This window comes from Curtobacterium flaccumfaciens (genome assembly GCF_004361695.1).
GTDB classification, from domain to species: Bacteria; Actinomycetota; Actinomycetes; order Actinomycetales; family Microbacteriaceae; genus Curtobacterium; species Curtobacterium flaccumfaciens_B.
Genome location: NZ_SNVW01000005.1, coordinates 52,664 through 76,247, shown reverse-complemented (window position 1 = coordinate 76,247; position 23,584 = coordinate 52,664). Strand labels below are relative to the sequence as shown.

Annotated in this window: 25 protein-coding genes; 14 read left to right on the top strand and 11 right to left on the bottom strand. The window is 72.8% G+C overall.

What is annotated here, in order from left to right; all coding sequences use genetic code 11:
• Positions 1-11: 11 nt before the first annotated feature.
• The 4 genes from EDF64_RS09105 to EDF64_RS09090 form a co-directional block, all read right to left on the bottom strand.
• The gene (locus EDF64_RS09105) at positions 12-506 is read right to left on the bottom strand and encodes a hypothetical protein (RefSeq protein WP_133519691.1); all 495 of its coding nucleotides are present in this window, start codon (positions 504-506) and stop codon (positions 12-14) included.
• Positions 503-1,237 (bottom strand): DUF4129 domain-containing protein, encoded by a 735-nt coding sequence (locus tag EDF64_RS09100; RefSeq protein ID WP_133519690.1) that lies wholly within the window; start codon positions 1,235-1,237, stop codon positions 503-505. Before EDF64_RS09100 ends, EDF64_RS09105 begins: the two co-directional genes overlap by 4 nt.
• A gap of 35 nt (positions 1,238-1,272) precedes the next feature.
• Entirely contained in the window at positions 1,273-2,607 is a 1,335-nt protein-coding gene (locus EDF64_RS09095; RefSeq protein ID WP_133519689.1) for an MATE family efflux transporter, read from the bottom strand.
• A 158-nt stretch (positions 2,608-2,765) separates the two neighbouring features.
• Positions 2,766-4,103, bottom strand: coding sequence for a uracil-xanthine permease family protein (locus EDF64_RS09090; RefSeq protein WP_133519688.1), 1,338 nt, complete (start codon positions 4,101-4,103; stop codon positions 2,766-2,768).
• An 81-nt stretch (positions 4,104-4,184) separates the two neighbouring features.
• Between EDF64_RS09090 and EDF64_RS09085 the strand changes: the two genes are divergently transcribed.
• Both EDF64_RS09085 and EDF64_RS09080 read left to right on the top strand, forming a co-directional pair.
• Entirely contained in the window at positions 4,185-6,149 is a 1,965-nt protein-coding gene (locus EDF64_RS09085; protein WP_133519687.1) for a M13 family metallopeptidase, read from the top strand.
• Positions 6,149-7,105, top strand: a complete 957-nt coding sequence (locus EDF64_RS09080) for a serine hydrolase (protein WP_133519686.1) — start codon at positions 6,149-6,151, stop codon at positions 7,103-7,105. The genes EDF64_RS09085 and EDF64_RS09080 overlap by 1 nt, the downstream gene beginning before the upstream one ends.
• Before the next feature lie 46 nt (positions 7,106-7,151).
• Here EDF64_RS09080 and EDF64_RS09075 read toward each other — a convergent pair whose 3' ends face one another.
• From EDF64_RS09075 to EDF64_RS09065, 3 genes are read right to left on the bottom strand one after another with little or no spacing between them, the layout of a single operon-like run.
• Complete coding sequence (locus EDF64_RS09075; protein ID WP_243736314.1) at positions 7,152-7,994, bottom strand: aminoglycoside phosphotransferase family protein; 843 nt, start codon at positions 7,992-7,994, stop codon at positions 7,152-7,154.
• 60 nt (positions 7,995-8,054) lie between these two features.
• Positions 8,055-8,468 (bottom strand): GNAT family N-acetyltransferase, encoded by a 414-nt coding sequence (locus EDF64_RS09070; protein ID WP_133519685.1) that lies wholly within the window; start codon positions 8,466-8,468, stop codon positions 8,055-8,057.
• A gap of 2 nt (positions 8,469-8,470) precedes the next feature.
• Positions 8,471-9,130, bottom strand: a complete 660-nt coding sequence (locus tag EDF64_RS09065) for a DUF4232 domain-containing protein (protein ID WP_133519684.1) — start codon at positions 9,128-9,130, stop codon at positions 8,471-8,473.
• A gap of 105 nt (positions 9,131-9,235) precedes the next feature.
• Between EDF64_RS09065 and EDF64_RS09060 the strand changes: the two genes are divergently transcribed.
• Positions 9,236-9,511, top strand: a complete 276-nt coding sequence (locus EDF64_RS09060) for a hypothetical protein (protein WP_133519683.1) — start codon at positions 9,236-9,238, stop codon at positions 9,509-9,511.
• Positions 9,512-9,514: 3 nt separating this feature from the next.
• Here the strand turns inward: EDF64_RS09060 and EDF64_RS09055 are convergent, their stop codons facing one another.
• Both EDF64_RS09055 and EDF64_RS09050 read right to left on the bottom strand, forming a co-directional pair.
• A complete protein-coding gene (locus EDF64_RS09055) occupies positions 9,515-9,931 on the bottom strand; it encodes an NUDIX hydrolase (RefSeq protein WP_243736313.1) in 417 nt (138 codons plus the stop codon).
• 11 nt (positions 9,932-9,942) lie between these two features.
• Complete coding sequence (locus tag EDF64_RS09050; RefSeq protein ID WP_133519682.1) at positions 9,943-11,265, bottom strand: glutamyl-tRNA reductase; 1,323 nt, start codon at positions 11,263-11,265, stop codon at positions 9,943-9,945.
• A 90-nt stretch (positions 11,266-11,355) separates the two neighbouring features.
• Here EDF64_RS09050 and hemE point away from each other — a divergent pair, with 90 nt between their 5' ends.
• From hemE to hemL, 11 genes are all read left to right on the top strand, one after another.
• Positions 11,356-12,462: a uroporphyrinogen decarboxylase gene (gene hemE, locus EDF64_RS09045; protein ID WP_133519681.1), complete on the top strand. Its 1,107-nt coding sequence runs from the start codon at positions 11,356-11,358 to the stop codon at positions 12,460-12,462.
• Positions 12,459-13,775, top strand: coding sequence for a protoporphyrinogen/coproporphyrinogen oxidase (locus tag EDF64_RS09040; protein ID WP_133519680.1), 1,317 nt, complete (start codon positions 12,459-12,461; stop codon positions 13,773-13,775). Before hemE ends, EDF64_RS09040 begins: the two co-directional genes overlap by 4 nt.
• A gap of 98 nt (positions 13,776-13,873) precedes the next feature.
• Entirely contained in the window at positions 13,874-14,128 is a 255-nt protein-coding gene (locus tag EDF64_RS09035; protein ID WP_092092010.1) for a hypothetical protein, read from the top strand.
• The gene (locus EDF64_RS09030; RefSeq protein WP_133519679.1) at positions 14,125-14,583 is read left to right on the top strand and encodes a phage holin family protein; all 459 of its coding nucleotides are present in this window, start codon (positions 14,125-14,127) and stop codon (positions 14,581-14,583) included. The genes EDF64_RS09035 and EDF64_RS09030 overlap by 4 nt, the downstream gene beginning before the upstream one ends.
• A 52-nt stretch (positions 14,584-14,635) precedes the next feature.
• Positions 14,636-14,866 carry a DUF3618 domain-containing protein gene (locus EDF64_RS09025; RefSeq protein ID WP_071291573.1) on the top strand — a complete coding sequence of 77 codons (231 nt, stop codon included), beginning with the start codon at positions 14,636-14,638 and terminating at the stop codon, positions 14,864-14,866.
• Between the two features lie 92 nt (positions 14,867-14,958).
• Complete coding sequence (hemQ, locus tag EDF64_RS09020; RefSeq protein WP_243736312.1) at positions 14,959-15,699, top strand: hydrogen peroxide-dependent heme synthase; 741 nt, start codon at positions 14,959-14,961, stop codon at positions 15,697-15,699.
• The gene (locus EDF64_RS09015; protein ID WP_208108873.1) at positions 15,696-16,928 is read left to right on the top strand and encodes a ferrochelatase; all 1,233 of its coding nucleotides are present in this window, start codon (positions 15,696-15,698) and stop codon (positions 16,926-16,928) included. Before hemQ ends, EDF64_RS09015 begins: the two co-directional genes overlap by 4 nt.
• Positions 16,925-17,968, top strand: a complete 1,044-nt coding sequence (hemC, locus tag EDF64_RS09010; RefSeq protein ID WP_243736311.1) for a hydroxymethylbilane synthase — start codon at positions 16,925-16,927, stop codon at positions 17,966-17,968. Before EDF64_RS09015 ends, hemC begins: the two co-directional genes overlap by 4 nt.
• Before the next feature lie 166 nt (positions 17,969-18,134).
• Complete coding sequence (locus tag EDF64_RS09005; protein WP_243736310.1) at positions 18,135-18,848, top strand: uroporphyrinogen-III synthase; 714 nt, start codon at positions 18,135-18,137, stop codon at positions 18,846-18,848.
• Positions 18,845-19,900: a porphobilinogen synthase gene (hemB, locus tag EDF64_RS09000; RefSeq protein ID WP_279512728.1), complete on the top strand. Its 1,056-nt coding sequence runs from the start codon at positions 18,845-18,847 to the stop codon at positions 19,898-19,900. The genes EDF64_RS09005 and hemB overlap by 4 nt, the downstream gene beginning before the upstream one ends.
• On the top strand, positions 19,897-21,243 hold the full coding sequence (gene hemL, locus EDF64_RS08995) for a glutamate-1-semialdehyde 2,1-aminomutase (RefSeq protein ID WP_133519676.1): 1,347 nt from the start codon (positions 19,897-19,899) through the stop codon (positions 21,241-21,243). Before hemB ends, hemL begins: the two co-directional genes overlap by 4 nt.
• Before the next feature lie 46 nt (positions 21,244-21,289).
• On the opposite strand, the gene EDF64_RS08990 is transcribed toward hemL, so the two are convergent.
• Positions 21,290-21,958, bottom strand: coding sequence for a hypothetical protein (locus tag EDF64_RS08990; RefSeq protein WP_133519675.1), 669 nt, complete (start codon positions 21,956-21,958; stop codon positions 21,290-21,292).
• Positions 21,959-22,172: 214 nt separating this feature from the next.
• Entirely contained in the window at positions 22,173-23,537 is a 1,365-nt protein-coding gene (locus EDF64_RS08985; protein ID WP_243736309.1) for an MFS transporter, read from the bottom strand.
• Positions 23,538-23,584: the final 47 nt, after the last annotated feature.

Sequence of the window (23,584 nt, the reverse complement as noted above, 5' to 3'; positions counted from 1 at the left end):
CTGTGTCACGGTCACGGATGCCTCTCGGTCGCGGTGCGGTCGGTGGGGGGTGCGAGCGCCTCGACGGCGGTGAGGACGGCCCCGAACGCGGTGAGGTCGAGTTCGGGCCGCCGTTCACTCCGCAGCACGGCGACGACGTCCGGCGGCAGGAGCGCCTCGATCTCGGGGCGGTCGTCCGGGTCGTCCAGGTCGAGCCGGTGGACGGTCCTGAGTCGGTGTCGAGCGACCGCGCGGGCGCGGCCGAGCGCCCGCTCCGGCACGCCGCCGCGGGACCGGAGCGACCAGGCGGTCTCGGACAGCCCGCGTCGTGCGCCGGGCGCGGATCGGACGGGAGGCACGGGCCAGGTCAGCGAGGGAGCGTCGCGGATCGCGGTCCACGTCAGTCCGACTGCGGCGACCACGCCGCCGACGGCGAGGGACAGTGCGACGCCGACGCCGAAGAACCAGACGACGGCGGACGCGATCACGGCGAGCACGACGACGCCGGCCGCGGCGCGGGGGTTCACGTCCGGCCCGTCGGGGCCACGGACCACTGCTGCTCCAGCGTCCGCAGGGCGGCACGGACCGCGTCGACGTCCGCGTCGGTGGCCGGTACGCCGCCGAACCGCACCGCGAGGTAGCACCGACGGAGGGTGCCGAGGGCGGTCTCGTCGACGTCGTGCTGCTGGAGGATGCGCGTGGTGAACTCGGTCGGCGTCTCCGCGGGGCCGCGGCGGAACCCGGCGTCCTCCGCGGACTCCTGCAGCCCGAGCCACGCCGCGGTGACGGCGTCGGACGGGTCGCGGTGGTCGGACAGCACCGCGAGCGCGCGGCTGAGCCCGCGGCGGATGTGCTGCAGCCCGACCTCGGCCGAGGGGTCCGTCGTGACGTCGACCGCGAGTCCGGCGACGTCGATCCGTTCCGGGCGCACACGGCGGCGCCGGTGACGGAGGACGTACAGCACCACGAGGACGCCGAGAGCGATGAGGACAACTGTCGCGACGACGAGGAGCCAGGTCGTGTCGACGTGCTGGGCGGCCCGTGCACCGAGCGGCTGCGGCTCGGCGGTGGCCGGTGCCGAGGCGTCGTCCGGCTGCGGCGGCGCGGTGGCCGGGGCGACGGTCGGGGACCACCGGGCGCCGGTCAGGATCGGACGGGCCCCCAGACCAGCCGCGGCGACGACGAGACCACCGAGCGCGAACGCGACGACCGGCACGACGGGGATGCCACCACGATGGGGACGGTCGTCGTGCGCCATGCGGCCACGCTACCCCGCGGCCCCGACGACGCCCGTCAGCGCGCCAACGCCTGCTCCACCCACCCCCTCCGGTGCGCCCGCACCCCGAGCGTCACCGCCCGCACGCCGATGTAGCCGAGCGCGAACGCCGCCCACAGCCCCGCGAGCGTCCCACCCGCCCACCACAGCAGCGGCAGGTACACGACGAGGTTCACCCCGCCGGCGATCGCCAGGTACCGAGCGTCCCCCGCACCGATCAGCACCCCGTCGAGCACGAAGACGTACCCGGCGACCGGCATCCCCACCGCGATGAGCACCAGCACGACGGGCAGCGCGTCCCGCACCGCGGACGAGTCCGAGAACACCGGCCCGAGCACCCCGCTCACGGCCAGGGTCAGCACCCCGAGCAGCACCCCGCCGACGATGCCGAGCAGCACGAGCCGCCGTGTCACCAGCCGCACCCGCCCGGGGTCCCGCGCGCCGAGTCCGTGCCCGACGAGTGCCTGCCCGGCGATGGCCAGGGCGTCGAGCGCGAACGCCAGGGTCGAGAACACCGTGAGCCCGACCTGCGTGGTCGCGAGCCCGGTGGTCCCGAGCCCGGCAGCGGCCCCGACGGTCGCGAGCATCGCGATCCGCAGCGAGGCGGTCCGCAGGAACAGCCATGCTCCGGACCGGAGGGCACGGACGACGCCCGAGGCGCCGGGCCGCAGTGGGGCCCCCGACGACCGCGCGGCCCGCACCGCGATCCGGACGTAGACGATCGCCATCGCCCACTGCACGATGACGGTGCCGGCGGCGGACCCTTCGACACCCCAGCCGGCGCCGTAGATCAGGACGGCGTTGAGCAGCCCGTTCGCGACGAACCCGACGGTCGCGACGACGAGCGGCGTCCTCGTGTCCTGCAGGCCACGCAGCAGCCCGGTCGAGGCGGTCACGACCAGGATCCCGGGCAGCCCGATGAGCGAGACCGTCAGGTAGGCGGTCGCGGTCGCCGACACGTCAGGTGAGGCACCGAACGGGTCGACGAGCGGTCCGGCGAGCGGCCACCCGACGAGCGCCAGGACCACTCCCAGCACGAGCGCGAGCCACATACCGTCGATGCCGGCGTGCACGGCGCTCCGACGGTCGCCGCCGCCGAGGGCGCGGGCCACGGCGGGCGTGGTCGAGTACGCCAGGAACACCAGCAGCCCGGTCACGGTCGACAGCACGGCACTCGCGAGACCGACGGCGGCGAGCGGCGTCGCCCCGAGGTGCCCGACGAGGGCGGTGTCGGTGAGCAGGAACAGCGGCTCGACCACGAGCGCGCCGAGTGCGGGCACCGCCAGCCGGACGATGTCACGGTCGACCGCGCGCCGCTCGGCGGTCGCAGCGGGTCTCGTCGGTCGGGGCACCGATCCATTCTGTCGGCGATGCCGACCCGTCGTGGCCGGCCGACGGGGTGGGCGTCAAGCCGGGACGGACTGGAGGCCCGTGGCGGCGCCGCTACGGGCCTCCAGTCCGGTGGTCCCACGTCGTCGGGCCGGACGCGCGTTCCGGCCGACCACTCGCGTCAGTCGGCGCGTGGTTCGGCGGGTACACCGCCGGTGGCGGCGTGCGCGGGGTCCGCTGCCTCGGTCGAGGGCTCGTCGGTGCCACGGGCCCGACCGATGACGTCCATCACGTGGTAGACGACGATCGCGGCGATCGTGCCGACGATGATGCCGCCGAAGCTCGCCTGACCGAACCGGAACGTGAAGTCCGCGATGCCGATGATGAGGGCGATGCCCGCGGTGAGCTGGTTCTTCGGCTTCGAGAAGTCGACGCGGTTCTCGACCCAGATGCGGATGCCGATGACGCCGATCAGGCCGTACAGGGCGGTGGTGGCACCGCCGAGCACGCCCGCCGGGACCGAGGAGATGACCGCACCGATCTTCGGTGACAGGCCGAGCAGGACGGCCGCGATGGCGGCGACCCAGTACGCGGCGGTGGAGAAGACGCGAGTGGCGGCCATCACGCCGATGTTCTCGCCGTAGGTGGTGGTGGCGGACCCGCCGCCGACACCGGCCAGGACGGTCGAGACGCCGTCGGCGAAGAGCGCGCGACCGGTGAGCGGCGTGAGGTCGCGGCCGGTCAGCTGCCCGACGCCCTTCACGTGCCCGACGTTCTCGGCCACGAGCGCGAGGACCACCGGCACGAACGCCAGGTAGATCGCGATCTGCCCCGGGTCGAAGGCGGGAGCGGTGAAGTCGGGCAGGCCGATCCACTTCGCCTCGCCGACCTTCGAGAAGTCGACCTGGCCGCCGATGAGCGCGGCGACGTACCCGACGAGCACGCCGATGACGATCGACAACCGGCCGATCAGGCCCCGGAACAGGACGGTCACCAGGATGATCGCCGCGAGGGTGATGAGCGCGACCACCGGGGCGGCGGTGAAGTTGTCTCGGGCCGCAGGCGCGAGGTTGAAGCCGATCAGGGCCACGATCGCGCCGGAGACCACCGGGGGCATCAGCCGGTCGATCCAGCCGGCTCCGGCCAGGTGCACGACGAGCCCGACGACCGCGAGCAGCACGCCGACGACGATGATGCCGGACAGGGCGAGCGGGATGCCGCCGATCTTCGTGGCCGCACCGATCGGGGCGATGAACGCGAACGACGACCCGAGGTAGCTCGGCAGCCGGTTGCCGGTGATGAGCAGGAACAGGATCGTGCCGATGCCGCTGAACAGCAGCGTCGTCGATGGCGGGAAGCCGGTCAGCAGCGGCACCAGGAACGTGGCGCCGAACATCGCGACCACGTGCTGGACGCCGAGCCCGATCGTCCGGGGCCAGGTGAGGCGTTCGTCCGGTGCCACGATCGTCGTCGCCGAGACGGTCTTGCCGTCCCCGTGCAGCTTCCACGGAAGTCCCATGCGACGACCGTACCGGCAGGGTGCGGCCCGTGACGGCGCCCGACCTGCTCGATCAGGGCGGCGGTGGCTATCGTGGACCGCATGACCGACGTCGCACGCACCTCCGGGATCCACACCGACGAGCTGGACGCCGAGGTCCGCCCCCAGGACGACCTGTACCGCCACGTGAACGGCTCCTGGATCGACGCCACACCGATCCCCGACGACAAGGCACGGTACGGCTCCTTCACGGTGCTGGCCGAGGCCGCCGAGATCGCGGTGCGGGACATCATCGAGCGCTCGCAGCTCGCCGCCCCGGGGACCGAGGAGCGGAAGGTCGGCGACCTCTTCACCTCGTTCACCGACGAGGAACGGCTCGAGGCCCTGGGCACCGCGCCGATCGAGCCCCTGCTCGCCGAGATCACCGCGATCGAGTCCGTCGACGAGGTCGTCCGGATGGTCGGGCGCTTCGAACGCATCGGACTGCCGAGCTTCCTGCAGCTCTTCGTCGACAACGACCCGGGCGACCCGGAGTCCTACGTCGTCTTCCTCGAGCAGTCCGGCCTTGGCCTGCCCGACGAGTCGTACTACCGCGAGGACCGCTTCGCCGACATCCGGACGAAGTACCGCGAGTTCGTCGCCGCGATGTTCCCCCTCGCCGGGTTCGCCGACGGCGGGCAGCGCACGGACAACGTGATCGCGCTCGAGACCGCCCTGGCCGCACGGCACTGGGACAACGTCACCACCCGCGACAGCCAGAAGACCTACAACAAGCTGCCCTGGGCCGAGGTCGCCGCGCTCGCCGCGGACGTCCAGCTGCAGCACTGGTGGGAGGCCATCGACGCGCCCGCCGGGGCCTTCGAGACCGTCGTCGTGCGCGAGCCGTCCTTCGTCACCGGCCTGTCGGAGCTGCTGCACGGCGAACCGCTCGAGATGTGGAAGGACTGGCTCCGCTGGCAGGTCATCCGCGGGTCGGCGGCCTACCTGACGAGCACGTTCTCGGCCACCAACTTCTCGTTCTACGGCACGGCGCTGACCGGTGCACCGAAGCAGCGCGAGCGCTGGAAGCGCGGCGTCTCCCTCGTCGAGGGCGCGATGGGCGAGGCCGTCGGGCGCGTCTACGTGCAGGAGCACTTCGACGAGACCTCGAAGGCGACGATGGACGACCTCGTCGCGAACCTCGTCGAGGCCTACCGCCAGAGCATCACCGCGCTCGACTGGATGACCGACGAGACCCGGGCGCGTGCCCTCGACAAGCTCGACAAGTTCACGCCGAAGATCGGCTACCCGGTGAAGTGGCGCGACTACTCGGCGCTGCCGGTGTCTGCCGACGACCTCATCGGCAACGTCCGCGCCGTCGCGAGCTTCCAGGTCGACCGCGAGCTCGGCAAGATCGGCAAGCCGATCGACCGCGACGAGTGGTTCATGACCCCGCAGACGATCAACGCCTACTACAACCCCGGGTTCAACGAGATCGTGTTCCCCGCGGCCATCCTGCAGTTCCCGTTCTTCGACGCCGGCCGTGACGCCGCCGCGAACTACGGCGCGATCGGTGCCGTCATCGGGCACGAGATCGGGCACGGCTTCGACGACCAGGGTTCGCAGTACGACGGCGACGGCCGGCTGCAGAACTGGTGGACCGAGGCGGACCGTGCCGCGTTCGAGGAGCGCACGAAGGCCCTCATCGCGCAGTACGACGCGCTCGTGCCGACCGAGGTGCCGGACGGCCACGTGAACGGTGCCCTGACCATCGGTGAAAACATCGGCGACCTCGGTGGGCTGTCCATCGCGTGGAAGGCGTACCTGCTCTCCCTCGACGGCCAGGAGCCGCCCGTGGTCGACGGACTCAGCGGTGCCGAGCGGTTCTTCCTGAGCTGGGCGCAGGCCTGGCGGATGGCGATCCGTCCGGAAGAGGCCGCACGCCTGCTCAGCATCGACCCGCACTCGCCGAACGAGTTCCGCTGCAACCAGGTGGTCCGCAACATCGACGGCTTCTACGAGACCTTCGGCGTGACCGAGGGGGACGCGATGTACCTCGATCCGGCCGAGCGCGTCGCGATCTGGTGATGACCGAGCCCGACGCGGCTCCGTCGTCCGAGCCGGGAGCGGCTCGACGGTCGCGTCGACGACAGCACGCCGGCGGGGCCGACGGTCGTCCCCACGGTCGCCACCGCGGGGGCGCCGACGACCGGTTCGCGTCCACCCTGGAGGCGCTGGGCACGATCGCCAGGGACGGTGCGTCCGTCAGTGCCTCCGTCATCGACACCTCGACCGGCAAGGCCCTGCTCGCGGTCGACGACACCCTCGTGCAGCCCGTGGCGAGCCTCGGACGGGTGCTGCTGCTCGTCGAGGTCGCGGCGCGGCTCGAGGACGGCCGACTGCACGGCGACCGGCTGCAGCGGATGGCGCGGGACACCGCGACCGGTGCCGGGCTGTGGCAGTTCCTGCAGGAGCCGACCATGCAGGTGCCCGACCTCGCGACCCTGGTCGGCGCGAGCGCGGACGCCTGGGCGACGAACGCGCTGCTGTCGACCGTCGGGATCGACGCCGTCCGCGAGCGTGCGGAGTCGCTGGGGATCGAGCGCACCGCCCTCATCGACCGGGTGCGGGACCGTCGCGGGCCGGACGACGCCCCGGACGCCTCGGTCGCGCCGACCGGCGAGCTCGCCTGGCTGATGCGCGGTCTCGCGCTCGGCGAGGTCGTCGACGAAGCGGTGTCGAACCGTGTGCTCGGCTGGCTGTCGCTCGCGAGTGACCTGAGCCTCGTCGCGGGGGCCTTCGGGCTCGACCCGCTGGCGCACCGGGCGCTCGACCACGGGCTGCAGGTCGTCTCGGTGACCGGGTCCAGCACGGGTGTGCGGGCCGAGGCGGGGATCCTCCGCGGACCCGGCTCGTCCGTGAGCTACGCCGTGACGGTGACGTTCGACGACGCCACGCTGCAGCGTCGGCTCGCCGTGATCGAGGCGCTGCGGACGATGGGCACCGAGGTGCTCGAGGCCGTGCACGCCCCCGCGAAGCGCTGAGTCGGGCAGCGCTGCGTCGCGAAGCGTCGGGTCAGCAAGCGCTGCGTCAGCGCGCGATCCGCCCGCCGATCAGCGTGCCGACCCAGCCGTCGAAACGCTCGCGCAGCAGGCGACCGTCGATCTCCGGCCGTCCGATCCCGGCGTAGTTCGGCGCCCAGGTCTCCACGTACGTGTCCGCACGAGCGGCGGCGACGACGTCCCAGGCGTGCACGTCCCGGACCCGGCGGTCCGCTGCTGCCTCGTAGGCCGTCAGGAACCGCTCGGCGGCCTCGGGGGAGCCGAGCAGCACGAGGTCCTGCCGACACCAGGCGAGGTCGACCCCGCGCGGCGCCGAGCGTGCGCCGGACCAGTCGACGACCCCCGTGAGCCGGTCGCCGTCCCAGACGGTGTTGCCGCTCCAGAAGTCGCCGTGGGTGAGCACCCGGTCGCGATCGGCCTCGCGCCAGGCCTCCTGCGCGATCGCGGCCAGGCGACCCGCTCGGTGCGTGGGCTCGCGGTCCTCGTCCGGCAGGCCGACCGGGTCCAGCCGGTGGATCGCCGCGAGGGCGACGCCGAGCTGCTCGCCGATCACGACCGGGTCGAGGGTCGGCGACGGCGGTCCGCCCGGGACGGCCTCGGTCACGATGACCCCGTGCCCGTCCAGGTCGCCGTGGGCCAGCGCCGCAGGAGCCAGGCGACCGAGGGGCCCGAGCCGGGCGAGCACCGCCAACTCACGGTCGACCGAGTCGTCGGCGCGCGGGAACGACCGCACCACGACGCGCTCCGCACCGTCGGCGGCCAGCAGCGTGCGGGCGTGCTGTCCGCCGGTGAGTTCGCGAACCAGGGTGAGCGGTCGTCCGAGCAGGCGTGCGGCGGCCTCGACGAGGTCCGGGATGGTGGGCTGGGACACGGCGACGAGCGTACTGTCACGGACGGCGCCGAGTCCTGACCTGACACCGCCGTCGACGCCTCAGCGAAGCAGCACGAATGACCGCAGCGGCGCCGGAGTCACGTCGTGCACCTCGGTGAACCCGCGCGACTCGTAGAACGCGCGCTGCCCCGGCTCGGCGTCGGTCAGCAGCACGGTCTGCCGGACGCCCGCGTACCGGTCGAGCACGGCGTCGAGGAGCGCACCGCCGACGCCGGCCCGCTGGTGTGCGGGACGGACGAGCAGGTCCTGCACGTACGCGATCGTGACCCCGTCGGACACGGTCCGCACCAGACCGACGAGCGACCCGTCGTCGATCCGTGCCGTCAGGACTGCGTGTGAGCCGGAGATCGCGTCGACGAGGGCGTCCGGTTCACGCGTGTAGGCGCTCCATCCGACGGCGTCGTAGAGCCCGACCAGCTCGTCCCGACCGGGCCGCTCGTCGGCGATGGTCATCGTCAATCGACGGCCTGCCCCTCAGCCACCAGACCCTGGACCTCCAGCACGCTCACGTCGGTGGAACGGCAGGCCGTGTAGTCGGCATCCTTGATGAACAGCGACTGCTTCGACCCGGGTGGGTAGACGCGGAACCCGTCGGGAGAGACCGGGTCGCATTTGCCGGCCGGGTAGTTCTCCGCGTTCGTGATCTTGAGCGGCGCGACCGCCTGCTGCCCGGCGGCGAGCGTCACGGTGGAGTGCGCGGACGCGCGGTCCTGCGACGCCGCGTTGCCGAGCTGCGTGCCGTTGGTGTCCCCGACGAAGGAGACCCCCGGCCAGCCCTGCAGCGTGCAGGTCGCCGAACCCGTGTTGCGGAGGACGAGGTGGACGTAGGTGCTCCCGGCCGCCCCGCCGCTGCCCGCCTCGATGCTGCCCGCGAGCGAGCTCGTCGCACACGCGCTGCTCCCGCCGCCCGCGCCCGATGCCCCCGCGGGCGTGGTGGCGCCGGGCGACGATGCACCGGCGGACGAGGGGGCCGTGGTCGGCGACGCCGTGACCGTCTCGGTGGCCGTCGCCGTCTCGGTCGGGGTGCCGGTCCCGCCCGACGAGCAGCCGGCGAGCAGGGCCGCGGCGACGATGCCGGTGCCGACGAGGACGGTGATCCGCGCGCGTTGTTGCATGATCCAACGCAACCACCGCACCGGGGTACACGACTCGGGCGACGTCCAGCCGTCACGAGCACACTCCGGAGCACGCGCGCGAGCGCTCGAGCAACGGAGGTCGACATGGCAGGCAAGCACGAACAGGCACGCGGCGACGAGGGCCGGTCGGACGGCGTCGAGCCCCGCGCCGGAGCCTTCACGGACAGCGAGATCCCGGGCGAGACGCCGGTGGGGACGAACGAGCCCGCTGGTGAGTTCGTGTCGAGCGACATCCCCGGTGAGGTCCGTCCGGAGGGCGGCACCGGCGAGGGTGAGTACGTCGAGTCGGACATCCCGGGCGAGGCCGAGCCCACTCCGGACGGCGAGGTCGGCCACTACACGGACCGCGACCAGGCCTGATCGCTAGTCGATGAGCTCCGCCGCCACCAGGCGGCGGAGCGTCTCCACGCCCGCCGGCGGGCACCGGTCCGCGTCCGCGGAGGTGACCCACTCGACCTCGTCCACCTCGGCCGAGGCGACCGGCGTGGCGGAGTCCAGCGTGCCTCCAGGCCGGACCAGGAAGAGCGCCATCGCGACCATCGTGCCGGGAGCCTGCCCGTGCGCGGGCTCGGTGACCGTGCCGAACGCGTCGACGTCGTCGGCGGTCAGCCGCAGGCCGGTCTCCTCGTGCGCCTCGCGGATCGCCGCCTCGACGTCGGTCTCGTGGGGCTCCGCCTTGCCGCCGGGCAGGTAGAGGACGTCGCGCGCTCGCGCGCGCACCATCAGGACGCGTCGGTCGCGCACCAGCAGCAGCGCACTGACGCGCAGGGTCGGCGGCACGGCCTGGAGGCTCAGCTCGCGTCCGCCTCGTCTGCCCGGTCCGCCACGGCGCGGTCGGGCGCGGTGCGCTCCGCGAGCGGCACGACGGGCGCGGGCAGCTCCGCCTCCGGCTCGGGACGGACGCCGAAGATCGCGTCGAGCGCTCCGACGAACTCCTCGCCGCGACCCGCGCGACCGAGCTCACGGGCGCGGACGGACGGCCGGTGCAGCAGGACGCCGACGAGGTGCCGGAGCGCGCGCTCGGTCTGCTCGACGGACTCGCCGTCGGCGTCGCCACGGCGCTTCGCCCGGTCGATCTCGTCGTCGAGGATGTCGAACACGTGCTTGCGGAAGGCCACGAGCGCCGGGGTGGTGGACTGCTCGAGGGCCTGGGCGCGGAACCGCGAGACGGCGTCGTCGACCATGGCGCGGGCCTCGGACTCGGCGTTCAGCTCGGCGACCGGGGCGTGGATGCTGATCGTCTCGAGGTCGAGGAGCTCGACCCCGTCGACGTCGGCGGCGTCCGGGTCGACGTTCCGGGGGAGGCCGAGGTCGATGACGATCCGGCGGACACCGTCGTCGAGGTCGGCTGGTTCGACGACCGGCACCTCGCTCGACGTGCAGGTGATGACGACGTCGCTCGTCGCGATCGCCTGGCGGAGGTCGCGCGCGGCGACGAGGTCGTGCTTTGCGGCGAACCACGACGCGCGGCCCGAGGGGGAGAAGACCTGGATGTGCACGGCGCCGCGGTCGCGGAGGGCGGCGATCGTCGTGGCGGCGTAGCTGCCGGTGCCGACGAGGAGCACGCGGGCGTGGCCCCAGTCGGTGATGCGGGACGACGCGAGCTCGAGGCCGAGTCGCACGAGCGAGCGGCCGGCGGCACCGATCCGGGTGCGGGTCTTCACGCCGCGGGAGGTGTGCGCTGCCTCTTGGAAGAGGCGCTCGAGGTCGGAGGTGGTGGTGCCGTTCGAGCGGGCGTCCTCGAGGGAACGCCGGACCTGCCCGGAGATCTCGGTCTCGCCGACGACGACGGACTCGAGGCCGCTCGACACGGCGAAGAGGTGCTGCACGACGTCCTTGCCGCCGAGCACCTGCACGGAGTCGAGGACCTCGGCGGGGTCGAGGTCGCTGGCGGTGGCGACGGCATCGACGGTGGCCGAGACGGCGGAGTCGCGGTCGTCGCCCGCGATGTCGAGGTAGGCCTCGAAGCGGTTGCACGTGGCGAGGACGACGGCCCCGTCCAGCACGTCGGAGTCCGTCACGAGACGGCTCGCGGCGGTCGGTGCGCCGATGCTCAGTCGCTCCAGGAGGTCGAAGCTGGCGTTGCGGTGCGACGCCGTGAGACAGATGAGCACGTGTTCCATGGTAACTCGCATCCGCTCGGTCTCCCGTCCGCATCGTGCGTGCTCGGGATACGCCCTGTTCGCCGATGGGAGAATCGTCCGGTGACCGACGCGCCGACCACCGCCCTGCCCGCCTCGCACCCGCTCGTCTCGGGGCGCACGTCGGGGTCGCCGCTCGTCCGGGCGCTGCGCGGCGACCGCCCGGAGACCCTGCCGGTGTGGTTCATGCGGCAGGCCGGACGGTCCCTGCCCGAGTACCGCGAACTCCGGGTCGGCACGGCCATGCTCGACGCCTGCCTCGACCCGGCGATGGCGTCGGAGATCACGCTGCAGCCGGTCCGTCGGCACGGGGTCGACGCCGGCATCTTCTTCAGCGACATCGTCGTGCCGATCAAGCTCGCCGGCGTGGACGTCGAGATCGTCCCCGGCCGCGGTCCGGTGCTCGGTTCGCCGATCCGCTCGGCGGCCGACGTCGACGCGCTCGAGTCGCTCGACCCGGCGGCGCTCGCCCCGATCAGCGCGGCCGTGGCACGGACGGTCGAGCAGCTCGGGGACACCCCGCTCATCGGGTTCGCCGGTGCCCCGTTCACCCTCGCCGCGTACCTGGTCGAGGGCGGCCCGTCCAAGGACCACATCCGCGCCCGCACACTCATGCACGCCGACCCGGAGACCTGGTCGCGACTGCTCGGCTGGGCGGCCGAGGTGTCGGGGGCGTTCCTCCGAGCCCAGGTGCTCGCCGGGGCCTCGGCCGTGCAGCTCTTCGACTCGTGGGTGGGCTCGCTGTCCCGCGCCGACTACGTGCAGTCCGTCGCCCCGCACTCCGCGGCGGCCCTCGCCCACGTCGCCGACCTCGACGTCCCGCGCATCCACTTCGGCGTCGGCAGCGGCGAGGTCCTGCACGACATGACGACGTTCGGCACCGACACGGTGGGGGTTGACGCGGTGGGCGTCGACTGGCGCCTGCCGCTGGACGAGGCCGTCCGCCGCGTCGGCACCGGCGTCACCGTGCAGGGCAACATCGACCCGGCGATGCTCGCCGCCCCGTGGGAGGTGCTCGAGGCCCACGTGCGCGACGTCGTCCGCCGCGGCGGTGCCGCGCGTGCCCACGTGGTCAACCTCGGCCACGGTGTGCCGCCGGAGACCGACCCCGCGGTGCTCACCCGCATCGTCGAGCTGGTGCACGGCCTCGGGGACGGAGTCCCGGCGTGACCGACGTCGTCGTGGTCGGCGGCGGGGTCGCCGGACTGGTCGCCGCGCGGGACCTGGCGAAGGGCGGGGCGCACGTGGTGCTCGTCGAGGGCTCCGGCGTCCTGGGCGGCATGGTCCGCCGGCACACCGTCGCGGGGATCGACCTCGACATGGCGGCCGACTCGTTCGCGACCCGGAACGACGCCGTCGGGCGCCTGGCCGTCGAACTCGGGCTGGGCAACGACGTCACCACCCCGGACCCGCGGGGCGCCTGGCTGATGACCCGCACCGGAGGCGTCCACCCGATCCCGCAGACCGGGCTGCTCGGCATCCCCGGCAGCCCGATGGCGGCGGACGTGATCGCGGTCGTGGGTCAGCAGGCCGCGTTCCGGGCACAGATGGACTCGCTGCTGCCCTCGCTCGTCGGCTCGAAGGCACCCTCGCTCGGCGAACTCGTCCGGAAGCGGATGGGGGAGCGGGTCCTCGACGACCTGGTCGTGCCGATCGTCGCGGGCGTGCACTCGACGCACCCCGACGACCTCGACCCGGACCGGGTGGCGCCGGGGCTCCGCGCCGCCCTGCTCCGCGACGGTTCGCTCGCCAGGGCCGTCCTCGCCCTCCGCGCCCGGGCCACCGCCGGGTCCGCCGTGCAGGGCATCCGCGGCGGCACCGTCCGGCTGGTGGACGAACTCGTCGCCGACCTGGAGACCTACCGCGTCGACGTCCGGCTGCACACCCGGGCGACCGCGATCGAGGAGCACGCGGTCGAGGTCCTCGGCGCCGACGGCGAGACCGAGCGCCTGCACGCCGACCACGTCCTCGCGTCGACGGCCGACCCGACCCGCAGTGCCGCTGCCGCGCGCACGGGCATCGAGCTCGTCACGCTCGTGGTCGACCAGCCCGAGCTGGACGCCGCGCCGCGGGGCACCGGGATGCTCGTGCACCCCGAGGCCGAGGGCGTCGCCGCGAAGGCGATCACGCACGCCACCGTGAAGTGGCCGTGGCTCGCCGAGGCGGCCGCTGGCCGACACGTCCTGCGACTCAGCTACACGACGGCCGCGACCGACCAGGCGGACCTGGCCACGAGCCTCCCGGTCGACCCCGCGGACGCCACCGGGACCCGCGCCACCCGCGACGCGTCCGCCCTGCTCGGCGTCCACATCGCACCGGACGCCGTCGTGGGCGCTGCCAGCGTCCGTTGGAACGGACCGGACGCGACCGCGGCCGGTCTGGCCGAGGGGGTCGTCGGCATCGGCGAGGCCTCGTCCGGGCGGGGGCTGGCGGGCATCGTGGCGGCGTCGCGCACGGCCGCTGGACGCATCCTGGATTCCTGAGCGGACCCCACCGGGGAGGAGGGCTACTGTTGCAGGAACGCCGGACGTATTCCGTTCGGCGCATGACCACGCACACTGACCCAACGGAGGATTCGCACATGCGAGGCAAGCTCCTGTTCGTCGCCGGCGCAGCACTCGGGTACGTCCTGGGATCGCGAGCCGGACGGGCGCGGTACGAGCAGATCAAGACCGTCAGCGGCAAGATCTGGAACAGCAACGGCGTCCAGAAGGGCGTCCACGTCGCCGAGGACTTCATCGCCGACAAGACCCCCGACGTCGCCGAGTTCGTCGGTGAGCAGACCAAGAAGGTCGTCCGCAAGGTCGGGCAGAAGAAGGACACCGCAACCTCATGACGGACACCCGCGACCGCAAGCCGCGTTCGCTGTTCGGCCTGGTCGGTGACGTCCCCAAGCTCGTCAAGGAGCTGGTCACGGGGGAACTGAACCTGCTCAAGGCCGAAATGCTGACGAAGGCGAAGATCTTCGGCCTCGCCGCGGGTCTGCTCGTGGGCGCGCTCGTCATCGTGCTGTACGCCATCGGCGTCCTGCTCACCGCAGCCGTGATGGGCCTCGCGACCGTGATGCCCGCGTGGCTCGCCGCGATCCTCATCGCCGTGCTGATGCTCATCGTCGCCGGCATCCTCGGGCTGCTCGGCTGGAAGCGCCTGAAGAAGGGGCTCCCGCTCACGCCGAAGCGCACGATCGACAGCGTCAAGAACGACGTCAACGCGGTGAAGGGCCTCGGCAAGAAGCCGACCCCGCCGACGCAGTACGGCGCCCGCAATCCGGACGTCGGCGGCCGTTTCTAGCCGTCGGCCGCTCGCTGCGGCGCCCGACCCCACCCACTCCCGGAGGAACCACGTGACCGATCAGCACGACGACCTGGCGGACCGCGTCGCGGCGACCCGAGCCCAGCTGTTCGACACCCTCGACGCGATCGAGGACAAGCTCAACGTGCCGAAGCAGATCGGCATCGCGGCGTCGAAGGTCAAGCGTGGGATCGATGAGAAGCCGGTACCGTACCTGGCCGGGCTCGCAGCGGGCGTGGCGGTGGTCGGGGGTATCGTCGTGACGGTGCTCCGACGGCGGTAGACCGCCCGATCGGTGGTCGCCGGTGAGGAGTGCAGGCTCCCTCGGCAGAGGGGGCGAAAGTTCCCCTGGCAACCGATAGGACAATGGATTCCATGAGCTCCACTGCGTCGTCCTCACCCGCGCCGTCGCCCGTCCACGAGACGGACCCGTCCTCGGGCATCGACCCGAACCTGCTGACCGCGTACGCGCTCTGGGCGGTGTTCCGCCGGCCGCTCGGCCCGATCCACCGCGTCGGTGACGACGCCGTGGCCGAGCTGGACGCGGTCGTCGCCGCCGCTGCCGAGCGTGGCGTCACGATCCGCGGCTTCTACGACGTCTCCGGTTTCCGCGCCGACGCCGACGTCATGGTCTGGCTGCACGGCGACGACGCACAGGCGATCCAGGCGGTGCTCCGCGAGATCCGCCGGACGGGCCTCTTCCAGGACGCCGAACCGGTGTGGCACGCGATGGCGATGCACCGCGAAGCCGAGTTCAACAAGCGGCACACCCCAGCGTTCCTGCGCGGCAAGGACCCCGAGGCGTGGATCACGGTCTACCCGTTCGTCCGCTCCTACGAGTGGTACCTGCTGCCCGAGGACGAGCGTTCGACGATGCTCCGCGACCACGGCGTCGCCGGCGCGAAGTACCGCCGCGTCCTGACGAACACGATCGCCACCTTCGCCCTGAGCGACTACGAGTGGATCCTGCCGCTCGAGAGCCCCGACCTGGTGGACCTCGTCGACCTGATGCGCGACCTGCGCTACACCGAGGCGCGCATGCACGTGCGCGAGGAAGTGCCCTTCTTCACCGGTCGTCGGGTGACGACCGCCGAACTCCCGGAGGTGCTGTCATGACCGACACCAGCATGATCACGAACGGCCAGGTCCTCGCCGCCACGCCCGCCGCCGCGTCCGGGCCCGAGCACGTCGAGGTCCCGACCGCGTACGACGCGATCCTGCTCGCCGGCTTCGGTGGCCCCGAGGGCCAGGACGACGTCATCCCCTTCCTCCGCAACGTCACCCGCGGCCGCGGCATCCCGGACGAGCGCCTCGAAGAGGTCGCCCACCACTACCGCCACTTCGGCGGCGTCAGCCCGATCAACGCGCAGAACCGTGCGCTGAAGGCGGCGCTCGAGGCCGAACTGGCGTCGCGCGGCATCGACATGCCGGTGCTCTGGGGCAACCGGAACTGGGCGCCCTACCTCGAAGAGGCCTTCACCGAGGCGGCCGACAAGGGCTACAACAAGCTCATCGCCATCGCCACGAGCGCGTACTCGTCGTTCTCGAGCTGCCGGCAGTACCGCGAGGACTACGCCCGCGTGCTCACCGAGACCGGCCTGGTCGACACGATCCAGATCGACAAGGTGCGGCAGTTCTTCGACCACCCCGGGTTCGTCCGTCCGTTCGTCGACGGTGTCCGCGACGGCATCGCCCGGGCGATCGCCGAGAACGACGGGCTCGACGTCGCGAGCGAGCTGCACGTCCTGTTCTCGACGCACTCCATCCCCTCGACCGACGCCGCCAAGTCCGGACCGGACTACCGCGGCTTCGACGAGCACGGCGCGTACGAGGCGCAGCACCTCGCCGTCGCCCAGGTCGTGCTCGACCAGGCGTGGGCCGAGCTGCTCGAGCAGCCGGAGCACGAGTCCCTGCGCGGCACGTCGACGCCCCCGTGGAAGCTCGTCTACCAGTCGCGCTCCGGGCCCCCCTCGCAGCCGTGGCTCGAGCCCGACATCAACGACTACATGAACGAGGAACTCGCGGGCGGCCCGACCCGCGCGGTGCTCATCGTCCCGCTCGGCTTCGTGAGCGACCACATGGAGGTCATGTGGGACCTCGACGAGGAGGCCACCGAGACCGCCGGTGAGCTCGGCTTCTGGTCGCTCCGCACGCAGACGCCGGGCGTCGACCCCGCGTACGTGTCCGGCCTGGTCGACCTCGTGCTCGAGCGCGTCAACGGCACGCCGACCGCCGAGCGTCCGGCCCTGACCGACATCGGCCCCTGGTACGACGTCTGCCGTCCGGGGTGCTGCGAGAACGTGCGCGCCGGGTTCAAGCCGGCCGCCGCCGGACTGGCACCGTGACCGACGACGGCACCGTGACCGACACCGGCCCGGCAACCGCTCCGATCCGGCTCGGCACGCGTGCCAGCCGGCTCGCGGTGGCGCAGTCGCAGGACGTCGCCGACCGTCTGGCGAAGGCGGCCGGTCGACCGGTCGAACTCGTCACGGTGACGAGCGAGGGCGACACGAACCGTGCGTCCCTCGCGAGCCTCGGCGGCACGGGCGTCTTCGCCAGCGCCCTGCGCGAGGCCCTGGTCGCCGGCGAGGTCGACGTCCTCGTGCACTCGCTGAAGGACCTGCCGACTGCGCCGTACCCGGGGCTCACGATCGCCGCGGTGCCGAAGCGCGCCGACGCCCGCGACGTGCTGGTCGCGCGGAACGCCGCCACGATCGACACCCTCCCCGAGGGCGCGAAGGTCGGCACCGGGTCGCCCCGCCGGGTCGCGCAGCTCAAGGCCAAGCGCCCCGACCTCGAGGTCGTGGACATCCGCGGGAACATCGACACCCGTCTCGGCCGGGTGGACGACGACCTCGACGCCGTCGTGCTCGCCGCTGCCGGTCTCGGCCGGATCGAGCGGCTCGACGCCGCGACCGAGCTGCTCGACCTCGGTTTCTGGCCGAGTGCCCCTGGTCAGGGTGCGCTCGCGATCGAGACGCGTGCGGACGAGACGGACCGGAACCTCCTGGCGGCCCTGAAGAAGATCGAGCACGCGCCGACCCGGCTGACCGTGACCGCCGAGCGCGAGGTGCTCGCCAAGCTCGAGGCCGGCTGCTCGGCACCGATCGGTGCGACCGCCATCGTCGACGCCGAGATGCTGCTCGTCTCGGCGACGGTGTACCGGCCCGACGGCTCCGAGTACCGCACGGCGTCACACGCCGCGGTGCTCGACGGTTCGGCGCAGGACCGACTCGACGAAGCGCTCGAGGTCGGCGGCCGTGTCGCCGCGGAGCTCCTCGAGAACGGTGCCGCCGATCTCGCCGACCTCGCGACGTCCGTCGCCGAGGACACCACGGACGGACCGCACACCGCGGGTCCGGGCCTCGCGACCCCCGCGGAGTAGGGCGGTCGCCACGCACCCCGACGCCGCGCAGCCCGCCGCCACACGCCCCGCCGCACGCCCGCCCATCGCCGCGGAACCCGCACGACCTCCGGTCGTCGTCGTCCCGCGGGGTGGCGCGTGGGGTGCGCGGGTCGCGTCGGCGGCACGGGACCGCGGGCTCGCCCCCGTGGTCGTCCCGCTCATCACGGACGCCGCACCGCTCGATCCGTCGCCCCTCGCCGCCGCGGTCCGTCGGCTGGTCGCCCAGGGCGGTGCCGGGAGGCACGGATCACCGCCCGACGCCGGTGACCCGACCGACGTGGCCGGGTACGGGTGGTTGGTGGTGACCAGTGCGACGGCCGTGCGGGTCGTCGCGGAACGCGTGGCGCGCCTCCCGTCCGACCTGCGGGTGGCGGCGGTCGGCGAGCCGACCGCGCGAGCCGCGCGCGCTGCGGGCTGGGTCGTCGACCTCGTGCCCGCCGAGGCATCCGCGGCGGTGCTCGCCGCCGCGTTGCCGGACACCACCGGCACCGTCCTGTTCCCGCGTTCCGACATCGCCGCCCCCACGCTCGTCGAGGGCCTCGTCGCCCGTGGGATCGACGTCGACGACGTCGTCGCGTACCGTACCGTGGGGACCGGCGACGAGCCGATCACCCTCGACCCACCGCCCGACGCCGTGCTCGTGACGAGCGGCAGCGTCGCTCGCCAGGTGGCGCGCCGGATGGCCCCGCTCGACCCCCGGACCATCGTGGCCTGCATCGGCCCCGGGACCGCCGACGACGCCCGCGCCGCCGGACTGCCCGTCCACGTGGTCGCGCACACGCGATCCGCCGAAGCCCTGCTCGACGCCGTCGTCGAGACCCTCGCACCATCCGCTCCCCAACAGGAAGGCCACCCGTGACCGGCCGCTTCCCCCAGGTCCGCCCCCGTCGGCTCCGTGCCACCCCCGCGATGCGACGACTCGTCGCCGAGACCCGGCTGCACCCGGCCGAACTCGTGCTGCCGATGTTCGTCCGCGAGGGGGCGACGTCGGCGATCCCGATCTCGAGCATGCCCGGCGTCGAGCAGCACTCGCTCGACTCGTTCCGGCGCGCGCTGAACGAGGCGGCGGCGGTCGGCGTGGGCGGCGTGAACCTGTTCGGCGTCCCGACCGCGAAGGACGCCACCGGGTCGGGCGCCACCGACCCGGACGGCATCCTCAACGTCGCCATCCGCATCGCGAAGGAAGAGGTCGGGGACGCGCTCGTCGTGCAGTCCGACCTGTGCCTCGACGAGTTCACCGACCACGGGCACTGCGGTGTCCTCGCCGCCGACGGCTCCGTCGACAACGACGCCACCCTGCTGCGCTACCGCGACATGGCCGTCGTGCAGGCCGAGGCCGGCGCCGAACTCGTCTGCATGAGCGGGATGATGGACGGCCAGATCGCCGCCGCCCGCGATGCCCTCGACGGCGCCGGGCACAGCGGGACGGCCCTCCTCGCCTACGCCGCGAAGTACGCCTCCGCGTTCTACGGGCCGTTCCGCGAAGCGGTCGACTCCTCGCTGCAGGGCGACCGTCGGACCTACCAGATCGACGCGGCGAACGGGCGCCAGGGCCTCCGCGAGGTCGCGCTCGACATCGAGGAGGGCGCCGACGTCGTCATGGTGAAGCCCGCGATGAGCTACCTCGACGTCCTCGCCGAGGCCGCCGCGACCTCGCCGGTGCCGGTGTGGGCCTACCAGATCTCGGGGGAGTACGCGATGATCACGGCAGCCGCCCAGAACGGCTGGATCGACCGGGACGCCGCCGCGATGGAGGCCCTCGTCGGCATCAAGCGTGCCGGCGCCGACGCCATCCTGACCTACTTCGCCGTCGACATCGCCCGGAAGCTCAACGAGGAAGCGGGACTCCGCACCTCGGGCAGCACGGCAGACGTCGCCGGCATCGCCTCGACCGGGAAGGCCCCCGAATGACCACCACGGCAGCGTCCACGAACGGCCAGCTCTTCAGCCGGGCGAAGAACAGCATCCCCGGCGGGGTCAACTCGCCGGTCCGCGCCTACGGGTCGGTCGGCGGGACCCCGCGGTTCCTCACCTCGGCGAAGGGCGCCTACGTCACCGACGCCGAGGGCCGCGAGTACGTCGACCTCGTCGCGTCCTGGGGTCCCGCGATCCTCGGCCACGCCCACCCCGGCACCGTCGAGGCCGTGCAGCAGGCCGCCGCGCGCGGGCTCTCGTTCGGGGCGTCGACCCCGGGGGAGACCGAGCTCGCCGAACTCGTGAAGCAGCGGGTCTCGGTCGACGGCGACGGGCCGATCGAGAAGATCCGCATGGTCTCCACCGGCACCGAGGCGACGATGACGGCCATCCGGCTCGCCCGTGGCTACACCGGTCGTGACCTGCTCGTGAAGTTCGCCGGGCACTACCACGGCCACTCCGACTCGCTGCTCGCCGAGGCCGGCTCGGGCGTCGCCACGCTCGCGCTCCCCGGCAGTGCCGGCATCACCGCCGAGACCGCGGCGCAGACGCTCGTGCTGCCGTACAACGACCTCGACGCCGTCCGCCGCGCCTTCGACGAGCACTCCGAGCGCATCGCCGCCGTCATCGTCGAGGCCGCCGCAGCGAACATGGGCGTCCTCGCCCCCGAGCGCGGCTTCAACCGGACGCTCGCGCAGATCACCCAGTCGCACGGGGCGCTGCTCATCGTCGACGAGGTCCTCACCGGGTTCCGGGTCGGTTCCGCCGGCTGGTGGGGGCTCGAGGCGTCGAAGGTCGTCCCCGACGGCGCCGGGTGGAAGCCCGACCTCGTCACGTTCGGCAAGGTCATCGGCGGCGGCATGCCCCTCGCCGCGCTCGGTGGTCGCCGCGAGGTCATGGACTTCCTCGCCCCGCTCGGCCCCGTCTACCAGGCCGGCACGCTGTCCGGGAACCCGCTCGCGGTCGCCGCGGGCATCGCGACGCTCCGGGCCGCGACCGCCGACGTCTACGCGCACCTCGACCGGACCGCGTCGACCATCGCCGCCGCGACGAGCGAGGCGCTCTCGGCCGAAGGCGTCGCGCACACCGTGCAGCACGCCGGGAACCTGTTCTCGTTCGCCTTCACGGACACCGCTCCGCGGAACTACGACGACGTCCGGGCCCAGGATGCCTTCCGGTACGCGCCGTTCTTCCACGCCATGCTCGACGCCGGGGTGACCCTGCCGCCGAGCGTCTTCGAGGCGTGGTTCGTCACGGCCGCCCACGACGAGCGCGCCGTCGGCCGGGTGCTCGAGGCGCTGCCGGCGGCGGCGAAGGCGGCGGCGGCCGCGACGGAGTAGCCCTCCGGGCCAGGAGCAGTCGGCTCGCTCAGTGGGTCGTCGCGACTCAGGAGCAGTCGGCCTTCGTGAAGGTGACGTCGAGCGTCTTCGACGAGTCGTCGAACGCGTAGGTGTACCGCATGTCCACGCCGTCGTCGAGGAGCTGCTTGGTCTCCTTCGTCGAGCACAGCGTCGGGCCCACGGCGTCGCGGACCGCCGACGTGGTGATCGACGCCGGGTCGACGTTCGCCGACACCGTGTAGTCGTAGTGGATCGCGGTGCCCTCGGCCTCGATGCCCGTCCACGTCGTCACGGAGTCGACCTGCTTCGGCAGGTCGCTCTCGTCGCGGATCTGCTCGACGGCCTTCGAGACCTTGTCCTCCGTGGAGCCGCCGAACGCCGCGGTGATCGCCTGGCGGACGAAGAACGCGACGACCAGGGCGACGACGACGCCGAGGATGCTGATGAGCACGCGCTTGCCGCGGGACTGCTTGGGCGGCGGGGTGTAGGGCATGCCGGCGGGTGCGGGCTGCGCGTACGGCTGCTGGCCGGGTGCGGGCTGCGCGTACGGCTGCTGCCCCGGTGCGGGCTGCGCGTACTGGGGCTGGCCGGGTCCAGGCTGACCGTACGGGGGCTGGCCGGGTGCGGCCTGCCCGTTCGGCTGCTGCCCGTTCGGCTGTCCGTTCGGCTGCTGGTCGGCGCCCTGGCTCGGGTACGGCGGCGGCGTGTTCGTCATGGGTGGTCCCCCCTCGTTGCGGTCCGCGGCGAGGCACCGGTGTGCGGTGCCGGAGCCCTCCCCCGACACGCGCCGCGGACACCTGGCGCGCCATTCAACCAGGTTCCCGGGCTCCGGGCAGCCGACGCCGCGCCCCTGGCGTCCGGCGGGCGCGCTGGCGTCCGGCGGGCGCGCTGGCGTCCGGCTGTCCGGCGGGCGTCCGGCCGCCCGCGGATCAGACGGCAGCGGGCTCCGACGGGACGGCCGTGCCGTACTCCCGCGACAGCGTGCGGTAGGACCGGCTCGCGAACGCCAGCGCCGCCGCGACGATCATCACGAGCCCGGCGAAGAAGAACACCACGGCGATGCCCCGCGCCTCGCCGGTGCCGAGCAGGGGCTCCCACGCGGCTGCCCCGGAGTCGGAACGGAGCGTCGGGATGATCCAGAACTCGGCGAGCGGCGCGATGAGGAACGCGGTGATCGGAGCCGCCGCCGACTCGAACGCCTGGGCGAACCCGAACGCACGGCCCTGGCGTTCGAACGGCACGACCTTCTGGATGACCGTCTGCTCCGCCGCCTCGACCGCGGGGATGAGCACGAGGTAGAGGAAGATGCCGACGGCGTAGAGCCACCACCACTCGCGGACGGTGAACAGGCTGCCGAGGGCACCCATCACCATCACGAGCATCAACATGGTGCGGATCGGGTTCCGCCCGAGCCCGAACTTCGCGATGAGCAGCCCGCCGACGATGAACCCCGTCGATGCGACGCCGAACACGATGCCCCACACCTCGACCGAGAAGAGCGTCAGGCCGTACGGGTCCATCAGCGCCATGTAGACCCCGCCGATGAGGTTGTTGAACGACGAGAACACGATCAGCGCGAACAGGGCGGGAACGGCCCGGACGGTGCGCAGACTGCCGGCGAGGTCGAACACCCGCACCCGCCCGGGTTCCCGCACCGGCTCGGCCTCGGGGATCCGGATCGTCAGCAGGTGCACGAACGCCGCGGCGGTCAGGACGAGGGCGATGACGAGCGTGCCACCCATGCCGAGCAGGCCGATGGCGAGCCCGGAGAACACGCTCGTGACGATGAACGCGACGCCCTGCACGGTGCCGACCAGGCCGTTCGCGTTGGCGTGCCGTTCCACCGGCACGAGCAGCGTGACCGTGGTCGACAGCGCGACGTTGCGCAGGTTCTCGACGACGGAACCGGCGAGCACCACGGCGGCGAACACCCAGAACCAGGGGCGTCCGAGGTCGGCGACGTCATCCTGCCCGGCTGCGAGGTAGACGACCGCGGCGACGGAGAACGCGACGAGGGTGATCACGCCGGAGAGCACCATCGCGCGGTGCTTGCGGTGCCGGTCCACGATGGAGCCGAAGAGGATCCCGAAGAACGCGACGAACAGCATGTACGTGCCGCCGATGATGCCGGTGGCCAGCACGGACCGTGTCTCGAGGTAGGCCCAGAACGTCAGCCCGAACCACAGGAAGCTCGTGGTGACGTTGGCGACCGCCGTGTTGACGAGGACCTGGTGGAAGGCACGGAGACGACGCACGTCGGTCGTTCCGGTCTCGGTGGTCTCCGCTTCGGTCACGCGGCGAGGATAGCCCCCCTGAGGGGTCGTACAGAAGTCGCCTTCTG